Source organism: Borreliella chilensis, assembly GCA_000808095.1.
GTDB classification, from domain to species: Bacteria; Spirochaetota; Spirochaetia; order Borreliales; family Borreliaceae; genus Borreliella; species Borreliella chilensis.
On sequence record CP009910.1, the window covers coordinates 587,257 to 599,921 of the forward strand.

Here is a 12,665-nt window from a genome sequence, read left to right on the forward strand (position 1 = left end):
TATTTTCTTATTGAGTAGGCATATTTTCAAAATTAATGTTTGTCATGTTTTCAAATTGCATGATTTTGTAGCTTAAAAACAATTTAGAAAAAATGGTTAGCATCATTATTGTTAAAAGATCAAAAAAAGCATTAACTATTGTATTGGTAAAAGACATTTTTTCATAGATTATATCGTTTATCACTTTAGGCAAACTAAATGCAAGCCAAGTTATGCCAGATATTAGCATTGCTGACAATATATTGTAATTTAAGTTTGTTAAGCTTTCAAAGGAGTTGTTAGTTAGGTTTATTAAATTGTTAAATAAATTAACAAGGGCATTGATTAAAAAACTTTGTAATAAATTATTGAAAGCTAAAATGGTAATAATAAATGTTTTGTGGTGTTTATTTTGAGTATGTAATGGTTTGACATTGCTAATTATTTTTTTAAATAATATTTTTCGGTATACTACTTCTAATAGTATTTTAAATAAAGTCATACTGAGTATTAATATTGAATTAATATCTGAGAACATAAATTTGATTAACATAATTTTCCCCTTCATTTTAGACAATGATTTAATTATAATTAGTATATATAAAATATTTTGATTTCTTTAATTCGATTTAGATTTTATTATTTTTATATAATAGTTTTAATTTTTGGCAATTTTTATTAGGAGGATTAAATGAAAGAAGAAGATATTAGAAAAACGATTCTAATGAAAAGATTAGTTAAATATTTTTTTGATGAGCTTAAGTATAGAATGAAGATCCCTTGCCTTAGGATAAGCAATAAAGAGATGAGCACTAAATATATACTTCTTAATCTTTTTAGAAAAATTGCAAATCTTCCTTTCAATAAGCAATATGAGATAGAAGAACAGTTTGCTCTTGAAGTTGGTGATAGGGTTGTTCTTACGGACGCTGTTTTGATTAAAAGAATTGATCATGAAAGGTGTGTTATTGTTGGTGTTGTTGAGGCAAAAACAGATCAAGTTGATCTTGATTATGAATTTAATAGATTTTTTCTCCAGGATGAAAAAATTAATGTTCTTTTTTGGCAACCCAAAAAAGTTATTCTCAAGCAAGATGCTAAATTATTTACAACAGAATCAGATGATATTTTTAATTTTGACAATGATTTTAACTTGCCAAAAGTTAAGACTAAATTAGAAGAATTTATCGATATTTTTCTTTGTTTTTTTTCTTACAGAGATGCTCTTTTTGAGTATAATGAAATTAGTGGTCGGTATTCCTTGATAAAAAGAAGCAAATAAAATTTAATATTGGTAGTAAATTTGATAAATAAGGAGAATAATTTGTATCTTTAGATGATTTTAAGATGAAAGTCTAAATTTATTTCAAAGTGTTAACTTGTATTATTTAAGTTTAAAAATATTTTTTGTTTATAGATGTATTTGATTTGATATTAAGGTTGGAATAATATGTCAAATTAAGTACTAGTCGCTCTATTCAAAAAGTTTTTTTTATGATAGAATCCCCTTATGAAAAAATTTTCGTTTTTAAAGAAAAAAAAAGAAAAAGTTCTTGATTCAAATTTTGTAGACAATGACAAAAAAGATTTGAGTACGTATGAGTATAAAGCTCCTGTTAAGGAAATGCTAAAAGGATTTTATCATACTAAAGCTTCCATCTCTACTTTAAAAGTAGGATTCGAGTTTCTACAAAGAATTTTGTTTTCTGGAATAGAAGATCTTGATCATATATTTTCTGTTCTTGTCAAGATGACAAATAATGCTCGTGATCATATAAACGTTATTTTTAGTGATCTTGGTAAGAATAACAAGGAAAAACTGAATCAAATATCTTCTGTTATTGTTGGAATTCAGGGAAGCTTAGAAACAATAAGTAATTTTCTTGGTGCTACCAATATGATTTCTCTTAATGCAAAACTTGAAGCTGCAAGGGCTAAAGAATATGGTAAAGGATTTTCTGTTGTTGCAGATGAAATTAAGCGTCTTTCTGATCAGGCAAAAGGTGTTATGAATATGATTTCTGTAAAGGAAATTGAGGAGGTTTCTAAAGATTTAATTTCTCATAATCTTAAGGATTTGCAGATTGATATTGATAAGTTCTTTGTTGGGATTCTTGAACAGCTTAATTATCTTGAGAGCATATTTAAACGTTTTTCAAGTAGTCAAGAGGAGTTTTCTTCTTTGTTGGAAAATCTTGAGAGCATAGATGCTAATATGGCTTATTATTCAAAGAACTGTGATTCTTTGATTAGTTCTGATACTTTTATGCTTTCTAATGATGAATTTTTAAAAGAGCTAGAATTTATTATCTCAGAGCAATTTTCTTGGATTAATAATTTGAGATTAATTGTTGAAGGGCAGAAGTCAATGTTCATTCAAACGGATGTTTCCAAGCATGGGTTTGGATTGTTTTATAAAGGATTGTCTCCTAAGAATGATGTTATTAAGCAGTTGTGGGAAGAAGTATATATTCCTTATTTAAATATTAATAAGTTTGCAACCGAAATTGTGATTATATTTAGAACAGAAAATCGCAATGATAGTGATTTAAGGCAAGCTAAAGATTTTTTGTCTCAAGCTGAAAGTTTGTCTGAAGAGATTGTTAGAAAGCTAGAGCACATTAAAAAAATGGTAATTGAATTGGATAATCAAGGAATTAGTGTTTTTTCTTGATTATTTTGATGAGATTTTTTGCAATAATTTAAATTAGGGATTTAAAAATTATTATAACTTTTTAAGTTTTTGTTTATTTGGCTAAGGTTTGTTAAAAATCAAGTTTTATTTTGATAAAATAATTTTAGGTATGAATTTTAGATCTAAGTTTATTCATCTTCATGTTCATTCAGATTATTCTCTTTTAGATGGGGCTGCAAAAATATCAGACATTATAGCAAAAGCTAAAAAATGCAATATGTCGCATATTGCATTAACGGACCATGGTAATCTTTTTGGAGCTATTAAATTTTATAAAGAAGCTAAAAAAGCGGAGATTAAGCCAATAATCGGCATTGAAGCTTATATGGCAAAAACTTCTAAGTTTCTAAAAAAACATGATGATCTTGGAAAAATGTCTTATCATTTAATTTTGCTTGCTAAGAATGAACTGGGTTATAAAAACTTATTAAAGTTAACAAGTGTTTCTTATCTTGAAGGGTTTTATTATCGTCCAAGGATAGATAAAGAGGATCTTGAAAAATACTCAGAAGGTTTAATTTGCACTTCAGCTTGTATTGGAGGGCTTATTCCAAGACTTATTTTGGCCAACAGATTTGAAGAGGCTAAGAATGAAATTCTTTGGTTTAAGAAAGTTTTTGGTAATGATTTTTATCTTGAGATACAAAGGCATGGCATTAAAGATCAAGATATTGTAAACAAAAGGTTGGTTGAGTATTCTAGGGAGCTCGGAGTTCCTTTAACAGCATCTAATGATTCTCATTATGTTAACAGAGAAGATTCAGTTGCTCAAGATATCATTGTTTGCATTGGCACTGGTGCTAAGAAAAGCGATGAGAATAGGTTGAAAATGGAAACCAATGAATTTTATATTAAATCTCAGGAAGAAATGTGTGAACTTTTTGTTGATTTGCCTGAAGCTTTGGAAAATACTGTAAGGATTGCAGAAAAGTGTGATGATTTTAAAATAACTTTTCCAGGACCCATTTTGCCTGATTATCAAATTCCTATTGAATTTAAAACTCTTGGTGAATATTTGGAGCATCTCACTCTTGAGGGATTAAAGTTTAGATATAAAACTTTGACAAGCAAAATAAAAGATAGAGCTTTTTATGAATTGAGCGTGATAATTGGGATGGGCTTTGAAGGCTATTTTTTGATTGTTTGGGATTTTATTAAATTTGCTCATGATCACGATATTCCTGTTGGAGCTGGACGTGGTTCTGGTGCTGGTTCAATTGTAGCTTATGCTCTTAGGATTACCGATATTGACCCTTTAAAGTATAATTTGCTTTTTGAGAGATTTTTAAATCCTGAGCGTATTTCTATGCCCGATTTTGACATTGATTTTTGCTTTGAAGGTAGAGACGAGATTATAAGGTATGTCACCAATAAATATGGGGAGGATAAGGTAGCTCAAATAATTACTTTTGGAACTTTAAAGCCCAAAGCTGTAGTCAAAGATGTAGCTCGAGTTTTGGATATTCCATTTTCTGAATCAAACGAACTTACTAAATTTATTCCTGATGGACCTAAGGTTTCTTTAAAAGAAGTTTTAGATGATAATTCTTTGAAAGAGTATTTTACTAGCAAGCCTGTTTATAAAGAATTAATGAATGCTGCGTTGGTCCTTGAAGGAATGAATAGGCATGCTTCAACTCATGCTGCAGGAATTGTGATTTCTAAAACTCCTTTAACCGATTATGTGCCTCTTTATAAGGATTATAAGCAAGGCTCTGTTTCTACTCAATATACTATGGATTTGCTTGAAGAATGTGGACTTGTTAAGATGGATTTCCTTGGTTTGAAAACATTAACTTTAATAAAAAATGCAGAAAATCTTATCAAGAGTATAAATCCCGATTTTGACATAAAAAATATTCCAGATAATGATGTTAAGACTTTTAAGATGTTAGGAGAAGGAAGAAGTGCGTCTGTTTTTCAATTTGAGTCTGAGGGAATGCAACAAATTCTAAAAGACGCAAAGCCTGACAATATTGAAGATTTAATAGCCTTAAATGCGCTTTATAGACCAGGCCCTATGCAATTTATTCCCCAATTTATTGCTGCTAAAAAGGGTGTTAAGAGGATTAAGTATCCTCATCCGGATTTAAAGGAAGTTTTAAGACCAACTTATGGGGTTATTGTTTATCAAGAACAAGTAATGGAAGTTGCAAGAATAATTGGAGGGTTTTCTCTTGGCAAAGCTGATATTTTAAGGCGTGCTATGGGTAAAAAGAAAGAAGACGAGATGAATGAAATGAAAGTCGACTTTTTAAGAGGTGCTATTGATAAGGGTTACGGTAAGGAAATTGCTAGTGAAATTTTTGAACTTTTAAAGCCTTTTTCAGGTTATGGATTTAATAAATCGCATGCAGCAGCGTATTCTTTAATAGCGTATCAAACTGCTTATCTTAAGGCAAATTATCCTGAGCATTTTATGGCTGCCAACTTGACAAATGAAATTAATAATAATGAAAAGCTTTCTTATTACATTGAAGAATCAAAAGCTATAGGAATAAACGTACTAAAGCCCGATATAAATCGATCTTTTAGAGAATTTCGTGTAACTGGCTCTGGGATTTCTTATGGGCTTAATGGGATTAAAAATCTTGGAGGGATTGTTGTCGATTTAATGATTGCTGAGAGAGAGGAAAAAGGGAAATATAGTTCTTTTGAAGATTTTATTAGACGTGTGGATGATAAAGTAATTAATAAGAAATTTTTAGAATCTGCAATCAAATCTGGACTTTTTGATAGCTTAGGGCAGAATAGGAAAACTTTATTTGAAAATCTTGATCGTTTGATTGAAGTTGTTTCAGAAGATAAGAACAATAAAAAACTTGGTCAAAATAGTTTATTTGATGTTCTTGAAAGTCAAGATCTAATTCAACAAAGTTTTAATTATCAAGTTTATGAAGAGTATTCTTATTCTGAGCTTTTGGGGTTTGAAAAAGAGCTTTTAGGATTTTATGTGTCAGGACATCCCCTTGATCCTTATAAAAAGGCAATTAATAGTTTTTCTAGTTTTGATGTTATAAGAGATCTTGCTTCTAAAAAAGATAGTATTGTTCAATTTTCTGGTATTTTAAATTCAATAAAAGTTATTCAGACTAAAAGAAATAATGCAAGAATGGCTTTTGGCTCTATAGAAGATTTTAAGGGTACAATAGATATTGTAGTTTTTACAGAAAGCTATGAAAGATACAAGAATTTTTTACTTGAGGGCAATATTATTGGGGTTATAGGTAGACTTACATTTAATAGAGACAAATTTTCAATTGTAGTTGAAAAAGTTTTAAATATTGAGAGGCTCTCTGAAAATAAAGTAAGTAATATTCATATTAAATTTTTAAATAGTAAATTAAATGATTTGCAATTACTTAATTCTTTGAAGGAAAGTATAAATAATTTTGAAGACAATTCTGGATTGTCAAATGTTTATTTTTATTTAAGAGAAAATGGTAAGGATTTAAAATTAAAAATGAATTCAATTTTAAATTTTGGACCAGATGCAGATAAGCTTGATAAGTTGAGAAGGTGTGTAATAGTTGAAGATGTTTGGGTTGATTAGGAGGAGCTGTGTTGTTTGTTTTAATAGAAACTTTAATGGTATTTTTGCAGATTTATAGGATTTTAATTTTAATTAGGATCATTTTGAGCTGGCTTGTGTCTTCTGGGATTAATACCAATGTATTTTTCAGATTTATACATATTGTCACAGAGCCATTTTTATCTTTTTTCAGAAGAATTCCGTTTTTTACATTTGGTATGTTTGATTTTTCTCCAATTGCAGCTTTAATCACTCTAACTATTGTTGAAAGAATGTTGGTTTATGGAAATTATAAGCTTTCTACATTTTTTATTTTATTTATTGTTGAGATTTGGGGAATATTTAGGAGTATTTTTATTGCCATAGTTTTCTTTTTATTGTTGAGATTGTTATTATTGCTTTTGAATTTGTTCCAAGATTCAAGCTTTTTAAAAACGGTTGATTCATTTTTATTTCCTTTGTCTACTCGGATAAGTGGATTAGTTACTGATAAGCATATGTCTTATACTTTCCGTTTGATTGTTGGGAGCGCTTTAATGGTGGCATTTATAATTATTATTGAACAAGTTGTATTTGCTATTAGAATTTTAGGAACATATTTACCTTTTTAGGAGATTAAAATGTTTTTACATGAGTTTGAATATGAGCTTAAAGGTATAGGCGGTCTTGGTGAGAAAGGGGTTGAAAGATTAAATAATCTTCAAATTTTAAATGTTAAAGATCTTATTGAGTTTTTTCCCATAAAGTATGAAGATCGTCAAAATATACAAACTTTTCCAGATTTTTCTAAGGTGAAAAGTTGTGATATGATGACGGTGTTTACTGTTGTTGAGCATAAAAAATTTGGAGATAATTTTAAAAAAAATTTAAAGTTAACAGTTAAAAGCGTGAATAATGAGACTTTTGAAATTCTACTGTTTAACAGGGCTTTTTTGGAGAATGTTTTTAAAAAAGATAAAAAGTTCTATATTTATTCTAAATTTATTTATAACGATTACAGTGGCTTATGGAGTTGTTCTAATTTTGACAGTGAAGTTTTTAGCGATAATCCTGAAAGGTTTAAAAAAATTCTTCCGGTTTATTCTTTGACAGAAGGGTTAACATCAAAGAAAATTTCATTATATGTAAGAGAGGCTCTTGAATATTTTTTTAAGTTTGGTCAAACAGATGTTCCCAAATTTTTGATAGAAAAGTATTCTTTATTGTCGTTAAGCGAGGCTTTAAAAGAAATTCACTTTCCAAGTTCATTAGAAATGCTTGAAAAGGCAAAAAAAACTTTAATTTACAGAGAAATTTTCTTGCTTCAGTTTTTTTCAAGGTATAGATCTTCTAAGATTCTTTTACGAGAAAAAAAACATTTATCAAGAGATTTGCTTGAAAGGGTTGTGTCGGGCTTGCCTTTTGAACTTACAGAAGATCAAAAAATTTCTATTGATGAGATACTCTTAGATCTCGGCTCTTCTAAGCCAATGAATAGATTGCTTCAAGGAGATGTTGGAAGTGGAAAAACCCTTGTAGCCCTGCTTTCAGGGCTTCCTTTAATTGAAGCTGGATATCAAGTGGCATTTATGGTTCCTACTGATCTTTTGGCTCATCAACATTATGATAATTTATCCAACATATTATTACCTTTTAATATTTCAGTAACTCTTTTGACTGGTAGTTTGAAAAAGAGAGAAAAGGAACAAGTGTTAGAAAATATTAAAAATGGAACTACCGGTTTAATAGTTGGAACACATGCTATTTTTTACGAAAGTACAGAATTTAAAAGATTAGCATACGTTATTATTGATGAGCAGCATAAATTTGGGGTGGTTCAAAGGGAAGAGCTTAAAAACAAAGGAGAAGGGGTAGATATGCTTTTGATGTCTGCAACACCTATTCCTAGAAGTTTTGCATTAACACTTTTTGGTGATCTTGAAGTTTCTTTTATTAAAACATTGCCTAAGGGACGTTTGCCTATTACTACTTATTTAGCAAAGCATGGTAATGAGAATAAGGTTTATGAGTTTTTAAGAAAAGAACTTTTAAAGGGCCATCAGGTTTATTTTGTTTATCCATTGATTTCATCTTCAGAAAAATTTGAATTAAAAGATGTTAATAATATGTGTTTAAAATTGAAGGAAGTGTTTAGTGAATATGTTGTAGATATGCTTCATTCTAAGTTGCCATCCGACTTAAAAGAAGAAATTATGAAAAATTTTTATTCCAAAAAAGTAGATATTTTGGTGGCTACTAGTGTTATTGAGGTTGGGATTGATTGTCCAAATGCAACTTGCATGGTTGTAGAGCATGCTGAGCGTTTTGGGCTATCTACTTTACATCAAATTAGAGGTCGTGTCGGGAGAAGTAATTTACAATCTTTTTTCTTTTTGCTTTATAAAGAACCTTTGACAAATGCTGGAAAATTTAGATTAAAAACCATAAAAGAAAATTTAGATGGATTTAAAATAGCAGAGGAAGATTTGAGATTGAGAGGGCCCGGCAATTTATTTGGACTTGAGCAAGCAGGATATTTAAAATTAAAAATAGCTAATTTTGTTGATGACAGAGATATTATAGTCTTGATCCGAGAAGAGCTTGACTTGTTTTTTAATGATAATACTGCTTACGATAAGCTTGATATTGATTTACTAGACAATCTTTTTTGTTCTTATTTGAATGTTGGTAGAAGCATTTAACTTGCATATTTTTCAATTAAGTTAATAAGCGTTTCTTTGTTTTGATTCCAAACTTCAAGAAGTTTATGCTGTAGATTGTTAAAATATTTTTTTTGAATAAAGCACGGCTTAGGGCCTATGTACAAGTAGTGCCAAGGTTCTGATTTGTATCCGGTTTCTAGTTCGTATCCTTTTGGATATGAAAGAGAAAAGCCGTATTTTAAAGAGTTTTCGTAAAGCCATTTTCCTTCTTTTGTGTTTAGTAAATTATCATCTATATTTATAAAGTCTATTGCTGTTCCCATGTGATGTTGAGAATAGCCTGGAATTGCTGATTGAGTTTCTGCAATTTTTCTGCCATAAGTTTTTACATTGTAATCAAATAAAAATTTTTGATATTCTTTTGTTCTGTAGGCTGATTTTATTTTAATTTCAATTCCAATTTTTTTTGCATCTTTTACTAGCTTAATTAAATTCTCGATTAAAATTTGTCTTACCCTAAGATTCTTTGGGCCAAGATTTTTAAGATCTTTAAAATCATCAATATTTACCAAATCAGATACTTTATGATCCTCAGGAATAGGTGTTTTTTTATTTATTAGAGTTAGGAGATTGGTTTTTTCTGCATCTACTAAGGGTTTTATTTCTTTTAAGAATTGAATAGGATTTTTTTCAATAAAATTTTTACACTGTTCATTTATTGTTTTGGTAATTTTTATTAGTATTTTCAAATCTTTTTTTGAAATGTTGCTAGCTAATAAAGATAAGTTAATAAATAGAAATAATAAAATACAGATTGATTTCATATTATTTAATTATAATATATTTTAGTATAATAAGTAGTTAATTTTAATTATATGTATCTAATATAGATTAGATTAAATTTAGTTAAAATTAATAAATGAAGGAGAATGGGAATAGGTAATATGATCAAAAAGTTTAAAAATTATGATGAGATAATAAAAGAGCTATTTGTTATAGCTATTCCTACAGCTTTTGAATCGCTGTTATTTCAGATGGTAACTTTTTTTGATAATTTTATGATCTCTTATTTGGGTTCTTTTCAAGTCACAGGTGTTTCTTTAGCAAATAGAGTAACTTTTATTTTTTTTATTATTGTGTTTGGACTTGGTACAGCTTTAAGTGCTTACGTGTCTCAGGCAATTGCAAAAAAGAAATTTCTTCAAATAAGACAATCTTTTGCTTATATATTGTCAATTGGAACTACAATAGGAATAATTTTTTTTATATTTTCATTTCTTTTCCCAAAAAACATTATTCAACTATTTACATCTAATCAGAGTTCTTTAAATTTTGGATCAGAGTATTTAAGAATTATTTCATGGTCTTATGTGTTAATGGCATATTCTTTTTTATCGGCTATGGGGTTTAAGAGTGCTAAAGAAGTAAAAATACCTTTATATGTTACTTTTATTGTTGTTTTAATAAATATTGTTTTTAATTATATTTTTATGTTTGTTTTTGGCATGGGAATAAAAGGTGCTGCATATGCTACTGTGCTTGCTAGAATTGTTGAGTTTGTTTTTTATTTTTCATATAGTCTGATAAGTAATAATTCATATTATAAGATTAAGTTTAGTGATTTTTTTGCTTCAAGAATAGTTACTAGGGCCAATTTGAAATTAATCATACCCGTTTTGTCTCACGAGGTTTTTTGGGTGTTAAGTATAACTATTTTGCATGCATTTTATGCTCGTATTGGAAGCATTGAGTATGCTTCATTTGCTGTTGCATCGAATATTTTTGACATTTGCTTTGTATTGCTTCATGGTGTGGGACTTGCAACAGGCGTTGTTATTGGGCATTTAATGATTTATGATAAGAGTCATGTTAGATCGATTGGATTTTTTTTATCTTTTTTAGGATTTATTTTAGGCATTTTTGTGGTTATTTTGCTTATTGGGATATCTGGCTTTGCGCCTTATATTTTTAGCAATTTAGATTCTCCTGAACTTGTTAGTGTGTTTATTTATGTTTTTGCAAGCATTGTGGTTTTTAAAGCTTTCACAGCCCAAGTTCTTGTTGGAGTTTTTAGGGCTAGTGGTATACCAAATGTTTGTTTTTTTATTGAATCTGGGGTAATTGTTTTTTATACACTTCCTGTTGCCTATTTATTAGTATTTTATACAAGTTTAAGTTTGCCAATAGTGGTTTTTATTGTAAATGCTGAGGAAATCATAAAAAATATATTTATTATAATTGAATTTTTTCAAGATGATTGGATACGAGAGATTGATTACGAGGAGCTTGTTTGAGTATGGTAGTGTGATATATTTAGAATAAGTAATTTTTTTTCATAGGACTTCGTGAATTTAAAATTCATTTTGATTATTTTTTTATTAAATAATTTTATTTGCTTTTATTGTAAATTTATAGTATTTATTTTTTGCAAAAATCTTAATTATTTATTTAGAGGAGCTTATGTGTATTCCTTAAGTGCACCAAAAAAGGAGAAAATTTATAAAGACCTTTTAAAAATAGCTATTCCAACCGCTATTGAATTTTTTTTATTCAATGTTATTTCCCTTACAGATAATGCTATGGTTGCGTATCTTGGCGATTATCCTGTTGCAGGAGTTTCTCTTGCAAATAAATTTTTTGAACTGTTTGTTACTATTGGGTTTGCTATGGTGGGAGCTTGCAATATAATCTCTACAAGACAATACAATGAGGGTGATTTTAAGAACTTTCGAAATACATTTTTTATTAGCATATTAATCATTATTTTACTTTCTTTTCCATTTATAGTTATTTCTAGATTAAGACCTGTTTTATTGCTTAGATTGCTTTCCAATGATGTGCAGGCAGTTTATTATGGGGCGATTTATTTAAATGTTGCTATTTTTTCTTTTGTATTTGCAATCATAAAAGGACTTATTGCCAATGCTCTTAAAGTTGTTGAGATTGTAAAATTTCAAGTTTACATCTCTATTTTTTCAGTGCTTTTAAATGTAATATTAAATTATATTTTTATTTTTGTTTTTAATATGGGAGTAGTTGGGGCTGCTATTGCAACTACCATTATTCGTATTTTAGAGCTTCTTTTTTATCTTATTTATACAGTATTTAACAAGAATTCGGTCTTGAACCTTAAGTTTGCAGACTTAAAGGTTAATTTTAGCATGTTTGTTCAGTTAGTTAAATTTTTTGTTCCAATCCTTTTAAATGATTTTATTTGGTTTTTAGGATATCTTGTATTGACATCAATTTTTATAGGAATCGATACGCATAAATATGCTGCTTACAGTATATCTTTTTCTGTTTATTTTATTATCTTTAATATAATTAATTCCTTTTGTATTTCTTTAAATATCATAATGGGTTATGAAATGCATAATAGTAAAAAAGAAGTTATGAAAGTTGCAATCTATTTGGGCAAAATTGGGCTTAAGCTTGCTTTTTTAACATCTTTTGCGTTGTTTGTTTTTTCATTTATTGCACCTTATATTTTTTATACATTGAAATATGCGTATCTTACAGGAACTATTTTGAGATATTCCTCTATTACTGCTTTTTTCATGGCTCTTGCTTTTCAGTATCTTTTTGGGTTTTTCCGTGCAGGGGCATCCCCAAGTTTTGGAGCTATTATGGAAGGTGCTGTAACATTTATTTATACTATTCCTATTGCATTTATTTTAGCAAATTATACAAATTTACCATTTGAAATTATTATTTTTATTCCAGCTCTTGAGGATGTAATCAAATTTGCTATTTCACTTCCTTATTTTTATAGTGAAAGATGGATTAAACCTGTTAAAACAGGTTGGTAGGTTTGTTA

The 12,665-nt window shown here is 28.6% G+C and carries 9 protein-coding genes; 7 read left to right on the plus strand and 2 right to left on the minus strand.

Going from position 1 to position 12,665, the window contains the following annotated elements; translation table 11 throughout:
* Positions 1-7: 7 nt before the first annotated feature.
* On the minus strand, positions 8-532 hold the full coding sequence (locus OY14_02855; protein AJA90376.1) for a hypothetical protein: 525 nt from the start codon (positions 530-532) through the stop codon (positions 8-10).
* Positions 533-670: 138 nt separating this feature from the next.
* Between OY14_02855 and OY14_02860 the strand changes: the two genes are divergently transcribed.
* The 5 genes from OY14_02860 to OY14_02880 all read left to right on the plus strand — a co-directional run bounded on the left by OY14_02860 (position 671) and on the right by OY14_02880 (position 8,887).
* Positions 671-1,261 carry a hypothetical protein gene (locus OY14_02860; GenBank protein ID AJA90377.1) on the plus strand — a complete coding sequence of 197 codons (591 nt, stop codon included), beginning with the start codon at positions 671-673 and terminating at the stop codon, positions 1,259-1,261.
* 228 nt (positions 1,262-1,489) lie between these two features.
* Entirely contained in the window at positions 1,490-2,653 is a 1,164-nt protein-coding gene (locus OY14_02865) for a chemotaxis protein (GenBank protein AJA90378.1), read from the plus strand.
* An 88-nt stretch (positions 2,654-2,741) separates the two neighbouring features.
* Positions 2,742-6,227, plus strand: coding sequence for a DNA polymerase III subunit alpha (locus OY14_02870; GenBank protein AJA90379.1), 3,486 nt, complete (start codon positions 2,742-2,744; stop codon positions 6,225-6,227).
* 8 nt (positions 6,228-6,235) lie between these two features.
* The gene (locus tag OY14_02875; GenBank protein ID AJA90380.1) at positions 6,236-6,817 is read left to right on the plus strand and encodes a membrane protein; all 582 of its coding nucleotides are present in this window, start codon (positions 6,236-6,238) and stop codon (positions 6,815-6,817) included.
* Between the two features lie 9 nt (positions 6,818-6,826).
* A complete protein-coding gene (locus OY14_02880) occupies positions 6,827-8,887 on the plus strand; it encodes an ATP-dependent DNA helicase RecG (protein AJA90381.1) in 2,061 nt (686 codons plus the stop codon).
* Here the strand turns inward: OY14_02880 and OY14_02885 are convergent.
* Positions 8,884-9,672, minus strand: a complete 789-nt coding sequence (locus tag OY14_02885; GenBank protein ID AJA90382.1) for a D-alanyl-D-alanine carboxypeptidase — start codon at positions 9,670-9,672, stop codon at positions 8,884-8,886. The genes OY14_02880 and OY14_02885 overlap by 4 nt on opposite strands.
* 120 nt (positions 9,673-9,792) lie before the next feature.
* Here OY14_02885 and OY14_02890 point away from each other — a divergent pair, with 120 nt between their 5' ends.
* Both OY14_02890 and OY14_02895 read left to right on the plus strand, forming a co-directional pair.
* Positions 9,793-11,142, plus strand: a complete 1,350-nt coding sequence (locus tag OY14_02890; GenBank protein ID AJA90647.1) for a membrane protein — start codon at positions 9,793-9,795, stop codon at positions 11,140-11,142.
* 168 nt (positions 11,143-11,310) lie between these two features.
* Positions 11,311-12,657 carry a membrane protein gene (locus tag OY14_02895; GenBank protein AJA90648.1) on the plus strand — a complete coding sequence of 449 codons (1,347 nt, stop codon included), beginning with the start codon at positions 11,311-11,313 and terminating at the stop codon, positions 12,655-12,657.
* Positions 12,658-12,665 lie beyond the last annotated feature (8 nt).